Here is a 24,024-nt window from a genome sequence, read left to right on the forward strand (position 1 = left end):
CACCACATTGTAATGTAAAATTTAACAATGGAGTGGGTTTATGATGTTTTATAAAATAGCAGTCTGTATTACTTTTTTATATTTAGTTGGATGTAACACAACCAAGGTTCAGCAAGTAGAACAACAAATAGAGCTTGAACAACTATTAAACCATTCTTTGTTTAATAAACTCGACACACCTTCTGAGCACAGTATTTTTGAGTTACCAAATGCTGAAAAAGAAAAATTTTTAGCCTATGCCGAAAAACAAAAACAGTCTGAAATCCGTCATGACCGCATTATTTACAACTACCTCGAAAGCAACTTAGCTAACTTTAAATACCACGGCGATACACTTACTTCAGCCCAAGCCTTAAAACTTTCGCAAGGGAACTGTATTAGCTTAGCTGTTTTAACACAAAGCTATGCACAAGCTCTCGGATTAGAAACGAGCTTTCAAGAAGTAACAAGTCAGCCCATATACGCAAAAGAAAATAATGTTGTTTATGTAGCAAGCCACTTTAGAACAAGAGTATACGCCCCAAAAGTAGAGAAAAAAGATGATAATATTGTTGAATTTTTCAGAGCGGGCACCTTAATTGATTACTTCCCTACCCGTCGCAGTTTTTATTCAAGCAGCGCAGACTATAACGATTTAGTTTCTAAGTTTTACAGTAATTTAGCTGCAACAGCGCTAGCAGACAAACAGCTGGATATTGCTTACTCACTTATTTTACAAGCAAACAAATACACCCCCAATGATCCTGAATTATTTAATATAGCTGGCATTTTACATCGCCGAGCTGGTGATTTACAAAGCGCTAAAAACATCTATCAAGCAGCACTTAGTAATAACGAAATAAGCATTAATTTAATCAGCAACTATCAGCTTTTAGCTAAAAAGTTAGGCGACAAAGAGCTTGTTAAAGAGCTCACCTCACAATTAGTTAATAAAGAAAAAGACCCATACGAATTACTAGTGATCGCTAAAAACAACTTACAAGCTGGCCACGCTCATCAGGCTAAAGCACACCTTGAACAAGCGATTACTAAAGCGCCTTACATTGCTGAGCTATACTTGGAACTCGCAAAAGTTCGCTATCAACAAGGTAATATTAAACAAACACAAACCTTACTTGAGAAAGCAATTGAACTAGAACGTGATAATCAAAAACTCGATGTATATCAAGCTAAGTTACTATCCTTGCAGATGGATAAGTAACTTAGCCAATTAATATTTATAACGAATAATAAAAGCTCAGCCACGCTCGCATTTCATCTTCAAAACTGTCGCCTTCTACTCGCGACAGTCCCATATTAAACGTTAAATCGTTTACACCTGCTGGCCCCATTCCAAAACTAAAGTCACCTTGGTATTTTAAGCCGTAGCTTTGTGCGTATACGGTGTCGTCGAGTTGATGTTGCTTATAATAAAGCCACGGCATGCCTTCTTTAAAGCTAAAGCCGCCACCGTAGCCTTGATAGCGCTTTGCAGTTGCACTGTGAAAAGGCAGCTCAGATGAAAGTACATATTCACTATTTTGCTGCTGATTAATAAGATTTGAGCTAAAGCCACCTAATGCAAGGCTCCTGTCGTCACGTTGCTTTTGAGAAAAGTTTGCATAAAGAGGAATACCAAACGCTTTACCAAAAATTTTTGCTGCTAAATCATAACCTTGCCAATTATTACTTTTGCTACCGCCATCGTACCAACTCGCATAAATACTTTGGCCTATAGCAAAGTCTTGACGATCATATTGCCAATTTTGAGCAATACCTAAACGCGTCCAACTTTTATGGCTTTGCTTATAATCAGTGTAATTGTAGGCAAGCTCTGGTGTTAAACTTAACTGTCCAAATTTAACGGGGTAACTTATTGCGGCAAAACCACCACGGGCATCCATGTCTGCACTTAGACTTTGCTGATACTGGCGCGATGTATCTAAATTGTAGTCAAACAGTGCAAGTTTCAGTTTTACATCAAGCGCATTATATTTTGCCTGCACATAACCACCGTGCAATGCCCCATCGTGTAAATCAGTGCTATAACCCGCTTGTAAGTCGAGCTGCTTTAATAAGTCGCTACTTTTAATGCTTAAATCTAACAAACTGGTAGAAGCCGAATAATATTGAGAGCCAATCGCGAAAGTAGCGTGCTGGTCGAGCACGTTGTAATTTGTTTGCTCTGTAGTTTCGTGCTTATATATTTTAGCTTTTGGAAGTGTATGTTCGTTTACTATTAGCAGCGGTGCTTTTTTGTTAGCTGCAAACTCAGTAACTACAGTGCTTTTTATAGCTTTTGGCAGTGTTTTTACATTTGGCCCATCTGCAGTTATCGAAAAATAGAGTAACGAGCCATCGGCCATTTCAATTGGGTGGGCAACGGCATCTTGCCCTTGGGTTAACTTGGTGAGTGTTTTACTCTCTATGTTGTAGTTATAAATATCGGTGGCGCTATTTAAACCTGCAACAAAGTAAAGTGACTCGCCATTATGACTAAAGCTCGGCTGACTTAAATATTGATACCCGTTTGGCATAGGTACTAATTGCTGCTGATTGCCGCCTACATCTTGTATATACAATTGCCAATTTTCATTTAATGATGTTGATAAATAAGCTAATTTAGTTTCATCAGGACTGAGTATTGGGTAATCGTAAGTTGTCTCAAGGCTTTTTGTAAATAATGGTGTGATGGTTTGCGTATTGAGATCAACCTTTACTAATTCAGAGTAGCCATCTCTTATTTGCTCGCCATACAAGGTTTCACCGTTACTGGTTACGTTAAAACGACGTATACCAGCAAGCTCGGTAAGCTGTTTAATATTTCCAGTGTCAGTGTTATAGCTAAATATGTCAGACACTTTGTTATAAACACCCGACTCTTCATTGCTGTACGCATTGAAATACAACGTTGTGCTATTTACCCATTGAGGGTTTGCAATACCGGCTTGGTTAATTTGATTAAGTACTTGTTTTTGTTCACGCTTAAATACACTGGGCGCTGTATCGGGAATGTCTTGTGCATCGTTTTCGAGTAGCTCTTTTTGCGCTTTAGTAAACTCTTCTTGCGCTTCAATGTTGTCATCAGTGCTATAAATTATAAGCTTGGTATTACTCTCTTTATCTCGCTCAACAATCGCAATTTTACTACCATCATTTGAAAGGGCGGGATTGCTTGCATATAAGTTAAGCTCAAGCCAAAGTTCACTATTAAGTAACGGCTCCCCCTGCTCTACTTGCATTGCTTTGTAGGTATATTCAGCTATAAACCGGCGATATAGCTTGGCTGCACTTTGCCCAAACACACCGCTAAATGCCTCATCAAAATCACGCGTTTTTACGCCTTGCATTCGCGTCCAAACACTATCGAGTGTTTGTTCTGAATAGTTTTTCTCTAACCAATTTAAAAAGCGACTACCCATTAAATACGCCATTGAGCCGCCCATAAAGCCCTGCTCGCCATTTAACTGCCCATAGGTTGGCAGTGCGCCCTGTTGAGCAAATTCTCTCAGTATTGACTCTGAGTAGTTATCAAACAAACGTCCACGACCCGTCATTTTAGACTCAATCAATGTGGCATAACCTTCGGCTACCCAGCGCGGCGTATCACTGTAGGTTAAGTCGTATAAATCCCATATACCACGTACTTTCTGCTGCCAGTGATTGCGTGTAGGCTGTGCTAAGTGCACTAAGTGAATATATTCATGCAACACAAGCAACTGCTGCCAGCCAGAGCTGTTTGATATAACTGTGTCGGATTGTGGTGGGGTTGTAAAAAGTGCCATTACAGGGTTACTTGAGGTAGGTAACGCAAAGCCGTTTGCTGCATTTAGGGGATCAAACACCACTACATCAACTGTTTTATCAAGTGCTCTGTTTTGCTGCTCAAGCACTTTGGTGCGAACTATTTCAAGCTCTGTTGCAGTTGATTTAGCAAAATCAGCATGCTCAATACTGTAGTGAATATTAAAATGTTCGGTATGAATAGTTTGCCAATCGGCTGCAAAGCTTGGTGCTGCTAGTAATAAAGCTGATGCGATAAGTGTTTTTTTCATGAGCGTCCCTAAAAGAATTCCTTAATACCATCTAGGGTATTATTAAATGTCTTTCATGGGCAGTAAGAAAGTGTAATAAAGCATGTGCAAATGTGTATTTACACATGTTTTACTAGGGGAGTTTACATCCAGCTGCGAGTATCTGACTCAATCTGCTTAATTGTAAAATCAATAATAAAGTCAGCATCTTGCTGCTTTATGTAGGGCATAAATGCAAACCCTGAAGCAAGTTGTATATACAGGCTTTTTAAGCCTGATTTTCTCATTAAGTACGTACTTATACTGCGTGCACTTTGCGCTTTATAAAGCTCAAAAACACGGTAATGAACGCCAATCATACCTTTGCGTACAACCATGTAAAATCGACCATTATCCTCATGCATGTAATAACCATAACGCTGATACGACAAAGTTACCAAGCCAGAAAACACCACCAAAACACCAAGGCTAATCAAAGTATTAATATCAGCAATAAAACAAAAGCCAAACACTAATACACTGGGTAACAGTGAATAAAAGCCTAAATTTTTATACAAAAGCGCTCGCTCTGCGCGCATAAAAGCGAGTTTTTTACTATTAAACCACGGGTAAATCCATTGGCATACACTATCAACTTGTTCGCTATTTAATACAGGCAATACTAACGTTTGTTTATTTTTTTTAGCCGCAACACCGGCTGCTATCCCGCCGCTACTTGCTTGCAAGCACTCAACGGTAAATCGCTTTAGTAATCGCCCCATTAAGTTTTGCTTAATAACAATAGATTGCACTTTATCCATGCTCATAGAAAGCTGATGGCGCTCTAACAAGCCAGCAATACGTTTAAATTTTTGACCTTTAAAATAAAGCTCAAAGTTATAAAAACGAATAAGCGACATAGTCACCGATAGCATTACAGCCACCAAAACTAACAAAACAATTAAGGTGATCATCGCAAAGGTAGCAGCACTTGCCAGCATACCAAGCTCTTGTTGGTAAAAGCCTTCTACTTTGGTAATAATTTGCTTCTCTAAAAAATCAACAATCAGGTTTATAAAAGGGGCCAAAGCAGCGATTGCTAAAATAGCCATATTCGACATCAAACCAAATTTGGCTATTTCTTTATTGCTAATGCTTAGGCTGTTTTCGATAGTGTCTGTTTCGCTTTGTTCAGTATTTGGTGCTTCTTGTTGTTGCTGCGCTTTAAAATCAAATATTTGTTTACGCATTTGCTGTGCGTAATCTTTAGTGACGCCAGGTAAAACAACTTCTTGCGACACACTGCCAGCAGCATCAAAAATACAATTAACTAAGTTTACGGGGGTAAAGTAAAATGGCTCGGCAATATTAACGTTTTGCACACGGCCAAATTTAAGCGTAAGTCGCTCTTTTTTAAATACACCTTTGTTAAGCAATATTTCGTTGTCGCTACTAATACAAAACTTAAAATTTAAATAATATAAAAATGAGTAAATAAGCAACGAAATTAGCGCAATCCCACCTGCAACCTGTGCCCAAAACAACTTATTTTCTACTTGAGTAACAAACACGACAAGCATAGGCAGTAAGTTTAAAAGGCCATCTTTTACAAAGCGCACACTAAAGTGCACAACAAAGTATAAAAGCGCCCAGGGCGATACTTTTTGCCAGTAAATAGGGCTCGCTTTATCTTCGATAGTTGCATTACTCATCGACTAAAGTTGCCTGAGTAGTTGCGTCGTCTTGGCGATAGTTTTGTACAAATTGGCGCATATTTTTACAATCATCATGGGTTAGCCCACTAATTTGTAAATCGGCACTTACACCGCCAGCGCTAAATAATTTAATACTCGCAAGGCTAAGCTTTCGCTCTATTGGCCCTTGATGTATTTCCATATGCTGTACACGCGCTAAAGGTAATACCGTCACTTGTTGCCAAATAACGCCTTTTTTAAAAGCAATGTCATGATTTCGCACTGCAAAACCTCGCAACCTCACACTTATTATGTTGTACGCCATAGATACGGCCACCAAAATTGGCATACCAATTAGCAAATACGTTTGTGCATTATTAGCAAAGGCTTCATTAAAATAACAAACAGCAATAAGCGCTCCAATTAGCGGTATATAAAACAGAAGCGAGCTAAGCTGTGTATGTAATAAGGCTTTATCAGCCAATGGCTTAAAGCTAATATCACTATGCTTTGGTAAATCCATTATTTGTTGATTGTTAAACACTATTTGTCCCTATTCCTGCTTTTAATTATGACTAGCTTACCAACTAATGGTGGTTATTAAGGTGTGGCTTTGTTTTGGCTCAAGCGTTACTTTATCTGTCAGTACATTAGCAGCCTCTAAGCAGAGCATTGTTTTATATTCATCATCAGCAAAGTTAGATAAGCGTTTTGATTTTTCTATCCATGGGTTCCACAGTACACACGAACTTGAGTTTTCGCGGCTCACATTAATAACACCTTCTGGCGTATTAATGGTTTGCACTGTACTTGCTTGTGTATAAACCATATCGGTTTCGCGATTAAAGCTTACAACATCATTTTGTACAAATGGCCCTTCACTAAACTCAATATATTGCGCGCCTTGCAAACCATCTACATGGGTATTTGTAATGTCTGATGTAGGAAAATAGGTATGTAGCGCTTGAGTAAAGCTAAATGGCGCACTCCCTAAGTTAGCGGTCGTTAAGCGAACCTGTAATTTGTCGCTTAACACAAACTCAACTTTTAATGCTGACTGATGTGGCCAATACGTCGTATTAACAAGCTTCATGGGTAGCTTTAAACTAACTGTAATTTGCTCATCAGATTCGTGTACTTCATCAGCTTGCCACACGCTTGTGCGCGCAAAACCATGGGCAGGCCAGCCATCATTAGCGTGTGTACCAAACCACGGCCAACAAATAGGAATACCACCTCGAATACTTGCCCCTTCTTGATAAGTTTCGTCTTGTGATACCCATATAAGTGGCTTGTTATTTTTAGGGATAAACTCGGTAATTTGCCCACCTTGCAAAAATATTTTTGCATCGCACTTTGAGCTAGCTATTTTAATAAACTCAAGACCGGTTTCGCTTTGCTCAATGCTAACTGATGGCGATAATTTCATACCTTCCCCTATAATACTGATACTAAAGATTTTTAATATTTGTACAGAAACAATAATGCATGCTTAAAGTATACGCTATTGATATTAAATATTGATTGCTGAATTTGTTCATTGCCGATTAATACATATACAGTAAACTCACAAACAATTACTTTGTACTAACAGCTGTAAATGAATAATACTAAAGTCTATACAATAAGACTTGCCAATTATTCACAACATACGTACTGTGCGCAACTTAATGCACACAAGATGCTAAGAAAATTTACTATAATTTAAACAATATAATTTTACATTAGTTACTGCTCTAACTATTAAAAACCAACAAAAGCGGCCTAATGTGCAATATATTGTTTGAATTCAATTTATTTGATGTGTAACATTTCGCGATTACGGCAAACTACCGCCCCATCGATGAGATAAGCAAATGCAAAAATATGACGAGTTATTGGTTTCTTTACGTAAAGTGATCCGCGCGATTGACTTACATTCTAAGCAGCTAAATAAAACTTCGGGTTTAACTGGCCCACAATTGCTTATAATGCAAGAAGTTAAAAAAACCGATGGGATAACGGCGAGCCGTATTGCTCAAAACGTAAATTTAAGCCCAGCAACGGTCACCAATATTCTCGACAGAATAGAAAGCAGAAACTTAGTAACACGCGTACGCAGTCAAATGGATAAACGCAGAGTGAGCTTATACCTCACCGATAAAGGAAAAGAGTTACTTGATAAAGCACCTCAGCCACTGCAAGAACACTTTATTGAAAAGTTTTCTGCGCTTGCTGAGTGGGAACAGAGCCTTTTACTCTCATCAATGCAGCGTGTAGCCGCGATGATGGATGCAGATAAATTAGATGCATCGCCCCTTCTAGAAGTTGGTGCACTTACTCAAGCTCCTAAAGAATAAACAATAAAAAAAATACATAGTTTTGTACTTACTCTAAACGTAAGGCGTTTTTTGACGTCTTGAATTTTTTATTTTTTAATCACAAGCAGAGCGGCTATTATGACTAAACTCTCAAAATTAACACTAGCACTAGTCCTAGGTGGTGTTACAAGCACTTCTTATGCGTCTGATGATCTAGACACACTACAAAGCCAACTTAAACAGCTAAAGCAACAAATGCAATTGCTTGAAAATAAGTTAGCTGATGAAAAAACAAAACAACAGCAAATTAATAAGCAGCACGAACAACAAGTTGCAAACATCAGTAAAAAATCTGATCAAAAAGTAGTTGAAGTTGCCGCAGCTGAACCTGAGAAAAAAGATGAAGGCATTAAAGTTGGTGGAGCAATACGCTTTAATTACAGCACCAACACATACGATGAAGATACCCAAGATCGCGGTGGCGATTTTGATTTTGATATTTTCCGTATAAATGTATCTGGTGAGATTAACGATATTTCACTTAACGGCGAAATACGTTTTTACGATTACATGACCGTTGTTAAGTATGCTTACTTAGGTTACGAGTTTGCAGATGGCTGGGAAGGACAAGCAGGTATTGCACCCGTGCCTTTTGGTAATGGCCCATACAACTCACACAGCTACTTTTTCAGTACTAATTATTACGTAGGTCTAGAAGACGATTTTGATTTAGGTGTAGTAGTAAAACGTAAACTTAAAGATAACTGGAAACTAGACCTAGGCTTTTTCAAAAATGATGAGCTAGGTGGTATAGACGGTGGCTCTTCAGATATTAACCATCGTTACTCTTACGACATTATTGGTAGTCGCTCAGCAGAGGAAGGTACATACGATGCACCAGGCTCTCGCATAGGCGAATACAATACGTTTGCCGGGCGTGCAACATACCAAATTGAGCACAGCAAAAATATAACTACCGATGTGGGTGTATCATTATTAAGTGGTGGTTTACATGACGGTAACGATCGTGCAGGTAACTACGGTGCATGGGCATTTCATGTTGATAGCACAATTAACAACTGGAATATCCAATTTCAACACGGTGAATACGACTACGACCTAGACGACAGCAGCGACCGCTTTGTTGTTGGTGCGTATGCTTATTACGACACTGTATCTAGCGAAGCAACTATGACTAACTTTAACGTTGCTTATAATTACTCGCTTGATTGGGGTCCAGTTACCGACATTCAATTTTACAACGATTACGGCATTATTTATGACAAGTCTGACGATAGTGCAGATACATGGATGAACGTAACGGGTATGAGTGTTGCTGCAGGTGGTTTCTTTAGTTACTTCGACTTTATTCAAGCACGTAACCAGCCATTTATTGGCGGAACAATTATTGGTGATGGTGATACAGAACGTCGCTTCAACATAAATATTGGTTACTACTTCTAAACTGTTAACCGCATTTATTTTTTAAAAGGGCAAACTTAGTTTGCCCTTTTTTATTGATTTTAAGCTTCGAATTAATAGCTATTTAGCCTACAATTAGAGATACCATAACACGCCTAAAAAGAGCCTAAGTGAATATAAAAGCAGTGTTTATTTGTTATAAAAACTTATGGTTTAAAGCGCTTGGCTTAATACTTGTAGCCTTGGGTATTATTGGCATTGTGTTACCGGTCATGCCTACCACTATATTTTTTATTTTAGCGCTCACCTGCTTTACTCGCTCATCACCCGCGCTTGAACAATGGCTGTTAAACCACCCTCGTTACGGTGTAACTCTGCAGCAGTGGCAAGCTCATAAAGTAGTGCCTGTTAAAGCCAAATGCTACGCCGCCATTGGCATGTTAATTGGATTTATATTTTTACTGTATTCAGCCGCCCCTATTTGGGTTATTTATCTCGTTGCAGTAATAGAAGTATCGGTAATGATTTACCTTATTTTAAGACCCTCCAGCCCCCCTAAGCATTAAATATTCATTTTTTACCTGCATACCACCTTTGTTTTAAAGTTTTTATGTAAAGATAAGTAAGTAAATTTGTAATAGCTAATGCAAATCATTATCATGTTGTAAATTTAATTTATTTACTGTTTTTATGTCGTTTATTAATAAGCGGGCTTTGTATAGTACAAGCCGTGCTCTACATATTTATATTTCTACAGCTTTGTTTTTTTTGCTTATTTTATTTTGCGTTAGCGGCATTGTGCTCAACCATATTGATTGGCTTAAAAACGACAAAAATAACGGCCAAGTAACGGCGGTAATTCCAGCTGAGCTAGTTACCAAAGCAAATGAGCAGCTAAATACCTTGCCAACGCTTTACCCAGAAATAGAAGCTTACTTAGCCGAGCAATATGCACTTACAAAAGTAAAAAGCATTGAGTGGGAAAAAGAAGACGCGCTTGTCATGCTCGACTACCCACTGCCTGCGGGGTTTGCTTACGCAGAGCTTGATTTTACAACTGGCGAGTTAAACCTTGATTACCAAACAGGTGGCTTTTTAAGCCTCATTGGCGACTTACATAAAGGCCGCCACAGCGGTGAAGTATGGAGTTGGGTGATTGATATATCTGCCGTACTAATGATTTTATTTGCCATCACCGGCATGATTATTTTGTTTCAAAATAGAAAAAAACGCTTAGCAGGAATATGGATAACCTTACTAGGAGTCGCAACTCCACTGGTTATTTATTTATGTTGGGTTCCACAAATAAAAGGAGTGTCTTAATGGTTAAATTTAAATTATTTATAAGCGCCGCATTACTGCTCGTAGCTGCGTTTTTTCAAACATCAGCGTATGCGCAAACACCACAGCTAGAGGTTGAATTAACGCTTCCCGACTTAGAAATACAACCGTACCACCGTCCGTACGTTGCAGTTTGGCTTGAAACACCAGAGCGCAAACACGTAACTACGCTTGCACTTTGGGTACAAAAAGCAGAATGGTTTAAAGACTTACGCCAATGGTGGCGTAAAGCTGGTAAAAGCGATGCCAACTTTGACGGCATTAGCGGCGCAACAAAGCGCGCGGGTACTTACACCATAAATTGGCAAGGTAATGATTTAGACGGTAACCCAGTAAAACCAGGTAAATACTTATTAAATATTGAAGTTGTACGCGAAGAAGGCGGCAGAGACTACACCCGCGTTGAGCTTGATTTAACTAAATCAGGCAAGCTGACAATTGATGGTAAAAACGAGTTTTCTAAAAGCTTCGTCACTGTAAGCACTAAGTAGCTGCTACTTAATCATTTGAATTTAAGGAAATACAATGAAAATTAATTTATTAAAAACGGCATTAATCGGCGCATTGAGCTTATCTGCTTTAGTGTCAACTTCAGCAAGTGCACACGGACGTTGGTTACTACCTTCGCATACATCTTTATCTGGCGATAAAGCGCATTACGTAATGATTGACGCTAGTATCTCTAACGAAATTTTTGCACCAGACAAAGCCTTTAAACCTAAAGAAAAAGGCGCCGAGTACGACGACACATTATTAATGGCACTTGCGCCTAATGGTGAGCCAGTATCTGAAACCATCCGTGCTTATTACTTAAAACGTAAAAGCTCAGCTGCTGTAAGCTTAACAGAGCAAGGCACTTATCACATTGCAATGACCCAAAAGCCAATGTACATGACCTTCTATAAAAACGAAGAAGGTAAGCGCAAGCGTGTATTTGGTAAGAAAACAGACGCCGAGTTACCTAGCAATGCAAAAGATGTAACTACAACGAAGGTTGTTTCAACAGTAGATACATTTGTAAGCCGAAATGGCACCTCAAAGCCTGCCCTGTTAGGTTTAGGCTTAGAGCTTAGCGGTCCAACGCATCCAAACGACTTATTTGTAGGTGAACAAGCACGTTTTCAGTTACTGCAAGATGGTAAATCTGCTGGTGAAGGCATTGAAGTAAGTATTTTAAAAGGCGACACACGCTACCGTAACGACCGTGGCGAAGTAAAAGTAACGACCGATAAAGACGGGATGTTTACAATTACGTGGAAAGAGCCAGGCCTATACCTAATCGAAACCTCTAACAAGGTTACCGTAAATGAAGAAGGCGTAGATGCAGGACGTTATGCATTATTTACAACGCTTGAAGTTGCCCCTGAATAATTTTAATTACTAAATTTAAAAAATTGAAAGGCCAAGCATTTGCTTGGCCTTTTTACGTCTTACTAACTTTTATCTAAAATTCCCTTGAATTCGCAACCATTCGACACAAGATTGCAACTACAACGATCCAAACGCCTATATCGCGCGTAAACAGTGACCTTATATGTTAACAACTTAGAATATCTTAGATAGTTTTTATCTTTGCACTAGGGTAGTCGCTTCTATATGATGCGCTCCTTTTCGACTAGCAGCTCTTGGGAAACAATTAATGACTTTTAAGCGTTTATCTGCAAATAAACTAGCACTTAGCTTGGCCGTTACCACTGCACTTAGCACACCTTACTCTACGGCCGTTGCCGCAGAGCAAGATAATCAAGCAGAAAAGAATATCGAAGTAATTTCGGTTACCGGTACTCGCAGAAGCTTACGCAGTATTGCCGAAAGTACGGTACCCGTAGACATTATTACCAGCGGTGATATGCAAAGTACGGGTCAGCTAGAAATAAGCCAAATACTAGCAAACCAAGTACCTAGCTTTAACTACCCAAGTGCCACTATGGGTGATGGTACTGACCATGCAAAACCAGCTGTTTTACGTGGATTAGCACCCGATCACACATTAGTACTTATAAACGGTAAACGCCGCCACGCTGGTGCGCTATTAAACTTAGCGGGCGTTGTTGGCCGAGGCTCTACAGCTGTTGATTTGAACATGATCCCAACCTCTGCAATTAAGCGTGTTGAAGTACTACGTGACGGCGCAGCCGCACAGTACGGTTCTGATGCAATTGCTGGGGTAATTAACATTGTACTTAAAGATGCCTCAGAAGGCGGTAGCGTAAGCGTAACGTACGGTAAATACGACACTCAAATGGCTGGTGTATCTCAACTAGAAAGCACCTATGCAGATGCAAACGGCGACTTAGCCTTTAATACCGGTGGCGACAGAGAAGTAAACGACGGTGCAACACGCACTGTTAGCGCAAACTCTGGTTTTGCGTTATCTGATAACGGTTTTGTAAACGTATCCATTGAGTACCGTGATAACGACTCAACTCAGCGCTCAGGTTTTGACCCTCGCGAACAATACAGCCGCCTTGATGATGGCAGCCTAGACCCACGCGAATTTACTATCGATCGTTACAACCACCGCTTTGGTAAAGCAGACCTTGAAGATTACGCGTTGTTTTACAACATGGGTTACGATTTAGATAACGGCTTAAACCTTTATTCATTTGGTAGCTACTCAAAGCGTGAAGGTAATTCAGGTGGTTTTTACCGCCGAGCAAAAGACAGCCGTAACGTTTTAGAAGTGTACCCAGATGGCTTTTTACCGCAAATTGAAACAGACGTACAAGACTACTCATTTGCATTGGGCTTACAAGGCGAAACTAACGACTGGACATGGGATGTAAGTACCAACTACGGCCGCAACGACTTTGGTTTTGGTGTTGTAAATAGCATTAATACATCACTAGGTGCCGACAGCCCAACCGAATTTGACAACGGTGCATTGGTTTACGATCAGTTTTTAGTAAACGCAACAGCCAATACCACGCTTGATTTAGGCTTACCTGATGACGTATTTTTTACCGTAGGTACTGAATATCGCCACGAAAGCTACAAAATAGAAGAAGGCGAAGAAGCGTCTTACATCACCGCACTTGATAGCGATGGTAACCCAATTGCAGCCGGTGGCGCGCAAGTACTTGCTGGTTTTGGACCAGAAAGTGCGACTGACGAAAGCCGTCATAACATCGCTTTATTTGTTGAGTTTGATACCTACTTAACAGAAAAATGGAACGTAGTTTTAGCGGGTCGTTATGAAGATTACAGCGACTTTGGTGACACATTTACTTCTAAGCTTGCTTCGCGTTACAGCATTACTGAAAACCTATCGCTGCGCGGTGCAATTAGCACAGGTTTCCGTGCGCCATCTTTAGCGCAAAGCTCGTACCGCCAAATATCAACCGTACTTGAAAACAACCAACCATTTGAAGTTGGTCTATTCCCAACCGATTCTGCAGCAGCGCAAGCGCTAGGTGCACAGCCGTTAGATGCTGAAGAGTCAGTAAACGTTACTGCGGGCTTTATTTACACTCAAGGCAGCTTTAGCTTAACTGTTGATGCATACCGTATTGATATTGATGACCGTATTGTATTGTCTGAAAACTTAGAAGGCGATGCAGTTGTTGAAATACTACAAAATGCCGGTGAGCTAAATACCGAAAGCGTACGTTACTTTACCAACGCTATCGACTCACGCACGCAAGGTGTAGATATAGTTGCCACTTATAACTTAGATTTAGACAACTTAGGTGATTTACGTTTAAACGTAGCAGCTAACTTTAACGATACCGAAGTAACGCACGTAAACGACAACCCAGCACAGCTTAACTCACTAGGTGACGACTACGTAGTGTTTGCACGTCGTGAAGTAGGTCGCTTTGAAGAAGGCACGCCAGATAGCAAATGGAACCTATCAGCAGTGTGGAACTTTAACGAATGGCAAACAACGCTTCGTGCCACACGTTATGGTGAAGTCGCTGATATATCAACTACAGCTGATCGCGATGAATACCTAGACCCTAAATGGATCACCGACTTAGAAGTGGCATACCGTCCAGACGAATATTGGAAATTTGCCGTTGGTGCAAACAACTTGTTCGATCAGTACCCACAAGCCACCGTGGATAACATTGGTTACTCTGACTTTGGCCAAATATTCCCGTACACACCGTATGCGCCTTACGGATTAGACGGGCGTTTTTTATACGGTAATATTACTTACAGCTTTTAATTAGTTCCCTAATAAAAGCAGAGCAATTATAAAAGGATGCATCGCGCATCCTTTTATATTAATAATTAGTTATTTTAACCACTTATTAGTATTTCAACTTTCATAAAAAACCACCACCCTATATAAAACAACAGCTTACATTTCGGCCTCATTTTTGCTCTATATTGTTTATATAAATACAAACAATAAATACCAAAGGACTAAACATGAGCTCATCAACACAATTAAGCATTGCAAAACCACTTTCACTTATTGGCGGCATTTTATTATTAAGTGGCTGTGTATTTCATATATCGCCAAGCGTTGCGTCGGTAAAACAAACTAAACAGCTATCACTGCCAAGCAATAATCTTGAGTATTTAAATGTGTTAAGCGGCGCAGGTAGCCTTGAAATAAAAGGCTCAAAAACGGCCACCAGCATTAGTGTTGATGCCACTATTTACACAGCCGACATTGAAGACGAATACGAGCTAACGCTCGAGCAAGACGGTAAACAGGCAAAGCTTGTTGCCCAAAATAAAAGCCGTAATGGCATTAGCTTTTACAGTGGTCAATCTCCAAGTATTAATTTAGTGGTTACTGTGCCAAGTAATCTAAATTTAGATATTGATGATGGCTCTGGCGACATTTTAATAAATGCTATGCAAAGCAATATTGATGTAAAAGACGGCTCGGGGGACTTAACTATAAGCGGTGCTAAAAACCTAACTGTTGACGATGGCTCAGGTGAAGTAAACCTTGAAAACATAGCGGGTAATTTAGAATTAACCGACGGCTCTGGCAGTATTTATATAAACAACGTAAGCGGCAATGCAACTATTGACGATGGTTCGGGTGAAATGCACGTGAGCAACGTAAGTGGTTCGCTAAACGTTGAAGATGGATCGGGTGATATAGTAATAAGCCATATAAGCGGTGCAGTTAATGTTGATGATAACTCTGGCGACCTGTTTATTGAGCATATTGGCTCAAACGTAACAATTGAAGACGGTTCGGGTGATATTCGCGTTAACCATGCAAAGGGGCTGACTATTACTGAGTCAGGCTCGGGCGATGTAAGTATCGATAATATTACTGGTTCAGTAAAAGTAGCAGACTAACTTTATTTAAGCGTTATTCAACTGCCATTTAATATACTTTATGCCCTCTCAATCTGGGCATAAAGCACTCCTATCAAAGTATAAGTTATTTAAAAGCAACACTGTTTCGCGTTAACTATTTCCTAAAATAATAAAAAAGTACTTATTTAATTTATTTTTTTTGCTTTATAGCTAATTTCGGTACATATTAGTATTCAACTTTATTAAAAGGATATTAATATTATGAAATGGAAGTTATTAATTTTAATTACTGCTTTATTCACCCTCGTAGCTTGTGGCTCTGGAGGATCAGACTCCAAAACAGTAACTAAACCGCTCAGCACTAACACAAAGCCTGTTGCGGTTATTACCACCGAGCAATCGGAGTTTAAAGTAAATACCACCCTGGTGTTTAGCGCAGCACAAAGTAGCGACCCCGATGGTGATGCACTCACCTATCAATGGCAATTAACCAGCAAAAACGAACAAATAGAAATACCGATTACGGTTAATAATGAAAGTACCGTTGAGTTTTCAGTATCTGAAGCACAAGAGTACCAATTAGTATTAACCGTGAGTGACGGCAAGCTTTCAAGCACAGCGGCACAAAAACAATTCACCGTTACTGCAAATACCCAGCTAACTGCTAACGCAGGTAGCACACAAACCGTTAAACAAGGTGATGTTGTGCTTTTAAATGGCGCGCAAAGTAGCACAACCAGCGGCGTCATTAATCAATACAAATGGCAATTTATTACTAAGCCTGTAGCAAGTAATGCAACGCTTGAAAATGCGACTCAAGTTAAAAGCCAGTTTGTTGCCGACGAAATAGGCGAATTTAAAGTTGAGCTTACCGTTACTGATTCACAAGGTGATACAGCAAGCACTGTCGTACTCATAAAAAGTGAATCGCTTAATTCTAACTCATCGCCACAAGCGGTTATTAACGTAGAAAATAAAACAATTGCCCCAAATGAAGTTGTTACGCTTTATGGTAACCAAAGTACTGATCCCGATAAAAACGATACGCTTAGTTATGCCTGGGCAATTACAGCAAAACCCCAGGGCAGCACGCCGGCTCTTTCAAACATGCAAAATCATACCGCTGGGTTTTCAGCGTCAACAGCTGGAGATTACACGCTTTCACTCACTGTTACCGATCAACAAAACGAAAGCGATACCGCATCAGTTACTTTAACTGTTACCACAAGTAATAAAGCCCCAATAGCAACACTTGAATCCGAACGTGATATTACGTTAAACGAATCAACCACTTTGCAGTGCCAACAATGCAGCGACCCAGACGGAGATACGCTGAGCTATAACTGGCAGTTACAAGCCAAGCCTGTAAATAGTGCATCGCAACTGACTAACAACACATCAGCAACGCCCTCTATTGTTGCCGATAAAGAAGGCGACTACGTTGTAGTGCTTACAGTGTCTGATAGGCAATTAAGCTCAAACCAAGCAACCTCAGTACTGCATGCCAGTAGTAATAAAAAGCCTATTACTTTGGTAACTTATGCAACCTCTATAACGGTTGATGAACAAGCTTCACTTGATGCTTCAACTAGTTACGATCCAGAAGGCCAGCCACTAAGTTACCAATGGGAAATCATTTCGTCGCAAGGCCAAGCAATGCTTAGCAGTAATACAATGTCAAAACCAACGTTTAGCGCATCAGTAGAGGGGCAAGTTGTTATTTCGTTACGTACTAACGATGGCGTGCTGTTCTCTGACACAAAAACCCTAACAATTGATGTAATACAAAACGCACTGCCAGTAATTAGCTTCACGGGGGAGCAATCACGCTACGATGTAGTGGGCAATGCAGTTAAATTTGATGTAAGCCAAAGTTACGACCCTGAGGGAACCACTCTCGATTACGCCTGGACACTATCAGCGCCTTCTGGCTCGAGCACCAGTTTAAGCAATACAAACCAAAGTATTACCGAATTTATCGCCGATATGACAGGTAGTTACACGTTAACCGTTGTCGCAACTGATGCTGATGGATTTTCAAAAAGTGTGCAATTTTCAATTACAGTAACCAACTCCGCACAACTTACCGGTCGCATTAAAGGGCAACTCACTAATGTGCAAAAAGCGGCTATAAGTAATGCACAGCTAACAATTAATGGACTGCAGTACACTACCAACACAAACGGCTTTTTTGATGAAGAGGTTAATTTAGCACAAGGTGAAAAAATCACCATTACCACCGCAGACGAAAGACTCGCAACAGGGGTATATAACTCTGTAGCAATTACGCAAAGCAACTTTACTGTGGATATAGGCCAAAATAGCATGCCCGTTTTACAAGCTGTTGAGGTTTCGGTATTTGTGTGTGCTGAGTTTTCAGGCCCCGACACCGTTAACTTACGCTTTAACATGGTAGATACACTTTTAGCGTCAGATAGCTTTCAATTTAGCTTTGATCAAACCAAACCACTTACTTTGCAAAAAAGCGGAAGTACTTACCTCGATAGCGAATTAGACGTCGACCTACCTGCATCAGCAGAGTTTGAAGTAACAGTAATTGAAACAAGCGTTGAAAATACAATCAGCTCAAACATTACTATTTACCATTCTGATTCAGGCCAACCAAGCTCAGCAATTATAAGTATTTGTAATATTTAGCCCCCCAAATAAGCCCTTCAACATAAAGTGCTATTCTTAGCCCAGTAGTTATAACCATTAGTGTTATAACTACTGATAAATAAGCAACTTTGAGCCATATAATCCATTGTATTTTATAAGCAGCTAAGCCATTCTAAAAGCCTTGATGTTATTAGGATAAACGCGTGTTAGAAATTGCTTTAATTTACTTAGCAGCAGCCATTGTAGCTGTCCCTATTGCAAAACGAGTCGGACTGGGCTCAGTGTTAGGTTATTTAATTGCCGGCATACTCATTGGCCCTTATGCGCTGGGTGTTGTGGGCGATCAAACAGATGTAATGCACTTCTCTGAATTTGGCGTAGTAATGATGCTGTTTTTAGTTGGTCTTGAACTACAACCTTCGCGTTTATGGACATTGCGCCACTCTATTTTAGGGCTTGGCGGCTTACAGGTCGTGCTATCGGCAGCGGCTATTTTTGCGTTTTGTTATTGGTTTTTTGCCATGCATTGGCAAACAGCACTCGCCATTGGTTTAATGCTCGCGCTCTCCTCCACCGCTATTGTGCTGCAAAGCCTTGAAGAAAAAGGCTGGCTAAAGCAAGAAGCCGGACAAAACGCGTTTTCGGTATTGCTGTTTCAAGACATCGCCATTATTCCTATTTTAGCCCTATTACCACTGCTTGCATTTGCCCCGCAAACTAGCACAAAAGAAATCAGCGACTCGATTATTGCGAGCTGGCCTGTATGGCAACAAGTATGTGTATCGGTTGCGGTTATTGCCGCTATTATTGCCGGCGGTAAATATGTATCGGCGCCGTTATTTAGATACATTGCCCAAACACACATGCGTGAAATATTTACTATTTTTGCACTGTTTTTAGTGGTCGCTATTGCGCTAGTTATGCAAAGTATTGGTTTATCGCCTGCTTTGGGGACTTTTTTAGCCGGCGTAGTACTTGCTGAGAGTGAATTTAGACACGAATTAGAAGCCGATATAGAACCCTTTAAAGGCTTACTTTTAGGGTTGTTTTTTATAACTGTTGGCGCATCAATTAACTTTGAACTGCTATTTAACGAGTTTAGTACTGTTATTGGCTTAGTGGTTTTACTTATTGTAGTTAAAGCCTGCATTTTATTTGCCCTTGCCGTTACCTTTAAAATTAACAGCAAACAGCAATTATTATTTGCCTTAGCGCTTGCCCAAGGGGGTGAGTTTGCCTTTGTACTGTTAAGCGTAACCACCACCTTAAGTATTTTAACGCCCGAGCAAACCAGCCTTGTTACTTTGGTTGTGGCGGTATCAATGCTAATAGCGCCGTTACTACTTATGGTTTATGAGCAAATACAAAAACGCAGCAGCAGTGCTCTGCCTGAGTTTGATAAGCCAGAGCAAATTAGCACCGCTAAGCACGTAATTATTGCGGGCTACGGACGTTTTGGCCAAATTATGGGGCGCTTACTGCACGCACAAGGCTACGAAATTACCGTACTTGATCACAGCCCTAGCCAAATAGAATTACTACGCCGTTTTGGCAATACCGTATTTTATGGCGATGCCGCACGCCAAGAACTCCTTGAAGCCGCAGGCGCGCACACCGCGCAAATGCTAGTAATCGCAATCGACAACCCAGATAAAACCATTGAGATAATTAAGCTCGCGCATAAAAATTACCCGCAACTTAAAATAGTTGCTCGCGCAATCGACCGCCGCCATGCATATCAGTTACTTAATTTAAAAGTAGATGCGTTTAACCGCGAAACAGTCGACTCAGCTATTAACCTTGCGGTAGAGGCACTCGAGTTACTAGGTAACACTAAGCAAGATGCAGAACGTGCTGGTAAGCTATTTAGAGACCACGACCGCGCTGCAGTACTGCAACTTGCTGCATTATGGGGCGACGACGCCAGCTACGGCGTAGCAATTCGCCAACGTATGGAAGATTTAAAGCAAGTGCTGCAACAAGATAAACAAGCACAAAGCGATTTAAATACCTGCGACAGCGGTGATTGCGAAGACGGCTTAACAGAAGTAGCGAGTAAACCTAAAAAGCCTGATGATGCTCATTTGGAGTAGTGTCAGGCAGTTGAGTTTGGGTTGTTAGAAGTAAGATCCAAATAATAGGCGGCTAAGAGGTAGCCGTCTATGATTTGTTAGACTTAGTTTTCTTGAATGACTTTGCCCTACTCGGAATAAAACCGTTATACGCATGTACTCTTAATTAATGAATTTTGTTTATGAATTTCTTTAGAGTCTTCATTAGTTTTTGCGATAACCAGATCAATTTTAGCTTTTTTGCATTTATCAGATAATTCTTTACTCATAAGGTGACTTTGGTCTTTTTGATACTGAGTCATACCTTCCACACCGCTATATTGATCTCTATCTTCAGGCGCTCTGTCTTTTTGATATGGGGGTGGGTGAGTTGCACCACATGCTGATAATAAAACTATTAGTGAAATTGGAATTAATTTATTGAACAATGCTAATACTCTTTGTGCATATTACAGCTCTACCAAAGGACATTTCCTATTTTCACTAAAACGTCCCGATAGTGTGAACTTCTATCTATAACAAATAGTATAAATTTTTACCAACAATAAATGTTATGCAAACGATTAGCTACTTGGGAAATAAAAGAAAAGTAGCTTGATGATAGGACTTTGATGGTTGTGGCTTCCATTAACTCGCTTATTGAAGGTTTGCTTGTAGCTCATAGCCGCCTGTCATTTTTAGCTATGAACTACAACATTTAAAGACCTAGTGATGATGTCCGCCTTGAATAGCCTCGCCTTGCTGGTTATAAAAGCCAGTTGCGCTGTGCTCAATAAAACCAAGGTTTATCATTTTAGCTAAAAACGGGTCGCCTTCGTTATCGCCAATGTCGGCGTAATCGGTGGTTTGAAAACGGTCCCACTGTGCAAATTGAGCAGTAATTAATGGCACATCAGTGTTTACATTGTTAAGGCTAAGCAAGGTAGTTGTTTGGCTTTTTTTATTACTAATACTAAATGTTTTAACTAATTTTGAATGCGTAAAAAAGGCGAGGTTAAAGTCGTTGCCATTTTCGCTCAGTGTATAGTTTTTTACTTCATCACAGCCTGTGCCTTGTGTGCTTACTAAGGTCATTTTTTTTATTAGGTGGTTATCCACCAGCTGACTTTTAGCACTCCAATTTTGCACGCCGCGTACTTCAGATGGTTGGTATTCAATGCCGCGTTGCTGGGCATTAAAGTAACGTATTGGTCGTATTTGATTATTGGCTAAGTGCTGCCAAAGCTCGGTTATTACTTCACTTTGATGCGCTACTTGCTGGTTGTTTCGCCAAAGGGTAAGTGACTCGCTACTTTGCTGCGCTTTATGGCTGTTGGTAATTTTATAATCGGCTTTTAAATGCTTAGCATCAATATCACATTGCGAGGCAAAGCTACTTGTACTTACAAGCGTGGCAATTATTAATAACGCTTTTTTCATTTAGCTATCTCTTATTTATATTTCAAGTTTATGGCAATAACATAACGATTAAAAATGTCAGCTTAATGACAAAAACCCCGCAAAGTAGGCGGGGTTTTTTATTTAGATATATTTAACTAAATTTATAACTAGCCGGTATTTATTGCACTAGTTTTTCGTCTGCGGTTTTTACAAAGTCAGCGGCAAAGTCCATTACATGGAATAAAAAGCTTTGCTCGTTTGTGCCTGTTACCAAGTGTGCACCAGGTCCCATTGCATAAACGCCTACGTCTTCACCGGCATGTGTTTCTGAGCCCATTGGTACAAGTGCTTCTTGATGAAAACCAGGTGTGGTTGTATCAACATCAGTTAAATCAACACGCCCTGTAACCGGTGCAAACGCGTAACCTGCATCGGCATTGGTCTCGCTACCTAGGTTTCTAAAGCCACCACCATTTGTGTAACCAACCGTTGTATAAGGCATATCGTCGGCAGCTAAGCTTGGCTCCGTTGCACCTACTGCAACCACTTTACCTAAAATTGGGTTACCGCGTTTAGGGTAACCGGCAATGGTAAATACATGGCTGTGATCGGCAGTTACAACTATTAATGTTTCTTCTGGGTTGGTGTTTTCCATCGCCACTTTAACGGCTTTAGCAAGCTCAATAGTGTCGTTTAACGCGTTATAAGCGTTACCCGCATGATGCGCGTGGTCAATTCGACCCGACTCAACCGTTAAGAAAAAACCTTGCTCGTTGTTATCAAGTACGTTTATTGCTTTTTCGGTCATTTGTGAAAGCGAAGGCTCACCTGCTACATCGTTTGCACGGTCAGCTTCGTACTGCATGTGGGACTCATTAAATAAGCCAAACACTTTAGTGGCGTCGTCACTTATTGCATCAAAACCGGTTTGATCCATTACGTAAGTACCATTTGGATATTGCGTTTTCCACTCTGCGGTTAAGTCGCGGTTATCGGTTCGATCCCCTTCAACAGCACTTACTGCATCGGTTGAATTAAACGCGGCATCTTTTGGTAAAAAGTGACGACGACCGCCGCCCATTACTACGTCAATACCGTCTACATCAACACCACTAAAGCGTGCTTCTAGATTGGCTTCAAAGTTAACCAGTTGCGATGCAATGTCTTCACATGTTGCGGCACTTTCTGGCATATCGGAAATATCTTCCCAGTTACGCTCTGCCGATTTAGCATACGTTGCAGCGGGTGTTGCGTGAGTAATACGCGCTGTAGAAATAATCCCTGTTGCTTTGCCTGCAATTTCAGCAAGCTCTAACGAGGTAACAAGTTCGTGCCCTTTGCCTGATGCACAATTACCACGTTCAACCGCTTCATCAATACCAATAACGCCTGCATCGGTTTTAACGCCCGATGCCATTGCGGTCATAGTGCCTGCCGAATCTGGCGTTTGCGCATCTACGTTGTATGTTTTTACAAAGCCCGAAAAAGGCATAGTTTCAAAGCTTAACTGGTGCTCTTCACCCATTTCGCCCTCTAACTGACCCGCTAAAATACGTGCTGCGGTTATGGTAGAAATACCCATACCATCGCCCACAAATAAAATTACGTTTTTAGCTTTGCCTGATTCAGTAACAATGTTGCTACTGGCTGTTTGTGCAGCACCTAATTTTGTTTGTGCTTCACTAAACCAAGTATTACTAGTGAGCGAGGCTAACTGCTCGCTTGTGAGCGACGTTGCAGGTGCATTACACACTAAATTAGTTGAGTTAACTTCGTTGCTATCTAGCACGTCGTTATTATTGGTATCTGCGCCTACTTGCGTCTCTACACCGCCATTAATGCACTGCTCAGAGCCCACTGCAATAGTATTATCTACTGCGATAATATTATTTTCATTTTTGTTATCGTCACTCGAGCAACCAGCTAGCGCGACCATTACTGCTAAAGAAAGTACTGTTAATTTGTTCATGTT

Annotated in this window: 18 protein-coding genes; 11 read left to right on the plus strand and 7 right to left on the minus strand. The window is 40.4% G+C overall.

Annotated features, from left to right (window positions below):
- The first annotated feature begins 40 nt into the window (after positions 1-40).
- The gene (locus CXF89_RS00305) at positions 41-1,201 is read left to right on the plus strand and encodes a tetratricopeptide repeat protein (RefSeq protein ID WP_121953465.1); all 1,161 of its coding nucleotides are present in this window, start codon (positions 41-43) and stop codon (positions 1,199-1,201) included.
- A 16-nt stretch (positions 1,202-1,217) separates the two neighbouring features.
- Here the strand turns inward: CXF89_RS00305 and CXF89_RS00310 are convergent, their stop codons facing one another.
- The 4 genes from CXF89_RS00310 to CXF89_RS00325 form a co-directional block, all read right to left on the minus strand.
- Positions 1,218-4,034 (minus strand): TolB family protein, encoded by a 2,817-nt coding sequence (locus tag CXF89_RS00310; RefSeq protein ID WP_121953466.1) that lies wholly within the window; start codon positions 4,032-4,034, stop codon positions 1,218-1,220.
- Between the two features lie 122 nt (positions 4,035-4,156).
- Positions 4,157-5,704 (minus strand): PH domain-containing protein, encoded by a 1,548-nt coding sequence (locus CXF89_RS00315; RefSeq protein ID WP_121953467.1) that lies wholly within the window; start codon positions 5,702-5,704, stop codon positions 4,157-4,159.
- Entirely contained in the window at positions 5,697-6,230 is a 534-nt protein-coding gene (locus tag CXF89_RS00320; RefSeq protein WP_121953468.1) for a PH domain-containing protein, read from the minus strand. Before CXF89_RS00320 ends, CXF89_RS00315 begins: the two co-directional genes overlap by 8 nt.
- Positions 6,231-6,266: 36 nt before the next feature.
- Complete coding sequence (locus tag CXF89_RS00325; RefSeq protein WP_007580460.1) at positions 6,267-7,115, minus strand: D-hexose-6-phosphate mutarotase; 849 nt, start codon at positions 7,113-7,115, stop codon at positions 6,267-6,269.
- Between the two features lie 427 nt (positions 7,116-7,542).
- Here CXF89_RS00325 and CXF89_RS00330 point away from each other — a divergent pair, with 427 nt between their 5' ends.
- From CXF89_RS00330 to CXF89_RS00375, 10 genes are all read left to right on the plus strand, one after another.
- Positions 7,543-8,025 (plus strand): MarR family winged helix-turn-helix transcriptional regulator, encoded by a 483-nt coding sequence (locus CXF89_RS00330; RefSeq protein ID WP_007580457.1) that lies wholly within the window; start codon positions 7,543-7,545, stop codon positions 8,023-8,025.
- A 99-nt stretch (positions 8,026-8,124) separates the two neighbouring features.
- Positions 8,125-9,450 carry a porin family protein gene (locus CXF89_RS00335; protein ID WP_007580455.1) on the plus strand — a complete coding sequence of 442 codons (1,326 nt, stop codon included), beginning with the start codon at positions 8,125-8,127 and terminating at the stop codon, positions 9,448-9,450.
- A gap of 128 nt (positions 9,451-9,578) precedes the next feature.
- On the plus strand, positions 9,579-9,974 hold the full coding sequence (locus tag CXF89_RS00340; RefSeq protein ID WP_007580453.1) for a YbaN family protein: 396 nt from the start codon (positions 9,579-9,581) through the stop codon (positions 9,972-9,974).
- 124 nt (positions 9,975-10,098) lie between these two features.
- The gene (locus CXF89_RS00345) at positions 10,099-10,731 is read left to right on the plus strand and encodes a PepSY-associated TM helix domain-containing protein (protein WP_007580451.1); all 633 of its coding nucleotides are present in this window, start codon (positions 10,099-10,101) and stop codon (positions 10,729-10,731) included.
- Positions 10,731-11,240 (plus strand): DUF2271 domain-containing protein, encoded by a 510-nt coding sequence (locus tag CXF89_RS00350; RefSeq protein ID WP_121953469.1) that lies wholly within the window; start codon positions 10,731-10,733, stop codon positions 11,238-11,240. Before CXF89_RS00345 ends, CXF89_RS00350 begins: the two co-directional genes overlap by 1 nt.
- A 34-nt stretch (positions 11,241-11,274) precedes the next feature.
- Positions 11,275-12,120, plus strand: coding sequence for a DUF4198 domain-containing protein (locus tag CXF89_RS00355; RefSeq protein ID WP_121953470.1), 846 nt, complete (start codon positions 11,275-11,277; stop codon positions 12,118-12,120).
- A 268-nt stretch (positions 12,121-12,388) separates the two neighbouring features.
- Entirely contained in the window at positions 12,389-14,920 is a 2,532-nt protein-coding gene (locus CXF89_RS00360; RefSeq protein WP_121953471.1) for a TonB-dependent receptor plug domain-containing protein, read from the plus strand.
- A gap of 206 nt (positions 14,921-15,126) precedes the next feature.
- Entirely contained in the window at positions 15,127-16,020 is an 894-nt protein-coding gene (locus tag CXF89_RS00365; RefSeq protein ID WP_121953472.1) for a DUF4097 family beta strand repeat-containing protein, read from the plus strand.
- 222 nt (positions 16,021-16,242) lie between these two features.
- Positions 16,243-18,639 (plus strand): PKD domain-containing protein, encoded by a 2,397-nt coding sequence (locus CXF89_RS00370; protein ID WP_121953473.1) that lies wholly within the window; start codon positions 16,243-16,245, stop codon positions 18,637-18,639.
- Positions 18,640-18,803: 164 nt separating this feature from the next.
- Entirely contained in the window at positions 18,804-20,693 is a 1,890-nt protein-coding gene (locus tag CXF89_RS00375; RefSeq protein ID WP_121953474.1) for a monovalent cation:proton antiporter-2 (CPA2) family protein, read from the plus strand.
- A gap of 125 nt (positions 20,694-20,818) precedes the next feature.
- Here the strand turns inward: CXF89_RS00375 and CXF89_RS00380 are convergent, their stop codons facing one another.
- From CXF89_RS00380 to CXF89_RS00390, 3 genes are all read right to left on the minus strand, one after another.
- Positions 20,819-21,100: a hypothetical protein gene (locus CXF89_RS00380; RefSeq protein WP_121953475.1), complete on the minus strand. Its 282-nt coding sequence runs from the start codon at positions 21,098-21,100 to the stop codon at positions 20,819-20,821.
- 277 nt (positions 21,101-21,377) lie between these two features.
- A complete protein-coding gene (locus CXF89_RS00385; protein WP_121953476.1) occupies positions 21,378-22,091 on the minus strand; it encodes a hypothetical protein in 714 nt (237 codons plus the stop codon).
- Between the two features lie 139 nt (positions 22,092-22,230).
- A complete protein-coding gene (locus tag CXF89_RS00390; RefSeq protein WP_121953489.1) occupies positions 22,231-24,021 on the minus strand; it encodes an alkaline phosphatase in 1,791 nt (596 codons plus the stop codon).
- Between the last annotated feature and the right edge of the window lie 3 nt (positions 24,022-24,024).

This window comes from Pseudoalteromonas sp. MelDa3, assembly GCF_002863625.1.
GTDB classification, from domain to species: Bacteria; Pseudomonadota; Gammaproteobacteria; order Enterobacterales; family Alteromonadaceae; genus Pseudoalteromonas; species Pseudoalteromonas arctica.

Coding starts and splice junctions, on each gene's coding strand:
- CXF89_RS00305 (WP_121953465.1), top strand. CDS start 41: ATGATGTTTTATAAAATAGCAGTCTGTATTACTTTTTTATATTTAGTT.
- CXF89_RS00310 (WP_121953466.1), bottom strand. CDS start 4,034: ATGAAAAAAACACTTATCGCATCAGCTTTATTACTAGCAGCACCAAGC.
- CXF89_RS00315 (WP_121953467.1), bottom strand. CDS start 5,704: ATGAGTAATGCAACTATCGAAGATAAAGCGAGCCCTATTTACTGGCAA.
- CXF89_RS00325 (WP_007580460.1), bottom strand. CDS start 7,115: ATGAAATTATCGCCATCAGTTAGCATTGAGCAAAGCGAAACCGGTCTT.
- CXF89_RS00330 (WP_007580457.1), top strand. CDS start 7,543: ATGCAAAAATATGACGAGTTATTGGTTTCTTTACGTAAAGTGATCCGC.
- CXF89_RS00335 (WP_007580455.1), top strand. CDS start 8,125: ATGACTAAACTCTCAAAATTAACACTAGCACTAGTCCTAGGTGGTGTT.
- CXF89_RS00345 (WP_007580451.1), top strand. CDS start 10,099: ATGTCGTTTATTAATAAGCGGGCTTTGTATAGTACAAGCCGTGCTCTA.
- CXF89_RS00350 (WP_121953469.1), top strand. CDS start 10,731: ATGGTTAAATTTAAATTATTTATAAGCGCCGCATTACTGCTCGTAGCT.
- CXF89_RS00355 (WP_121953470.1), top strand. CDS start 11,275: ATGAAAATTAATTTATTAAAAACGGCATTAATCGGCGCATTGAGCTTA.
- CXF89_RS00360 (WP_121953471.1), top strand. CDS start 12,389: ATGACTTTTAAGCGTTTATCTGCAAATAAACTAGCACTTAGCTTGGCC.
- CXF89_RS00365 (WP_121953472.1), top strand. CDS start 15,127: ATGAGCTCATCAACACAATTAAGCATTGCAAAACCACTTTCACTTATT.
- CXF89_RS00370 (WP_121953473.1), top strand. CDS start 16,243: ATGAAATGGAAGTTATTAATTTTAATTACTGCTTTATTCACCCTCGTA.
- CXF89_RS00385 (WP_121953476.1), bottom strand. CDS start 22,091: ATGAAAAAAGCGTTATTAATAATTGCCACGCTTGTAAGTACAAGTAGC.
- CXF89_RS00390 (WP_121953489.1), bottom strand. CDS start 24,021: ATGAACAAATTAACAGTACTTTCTTTAGCAGTAATGGTCGCGCTAGCT.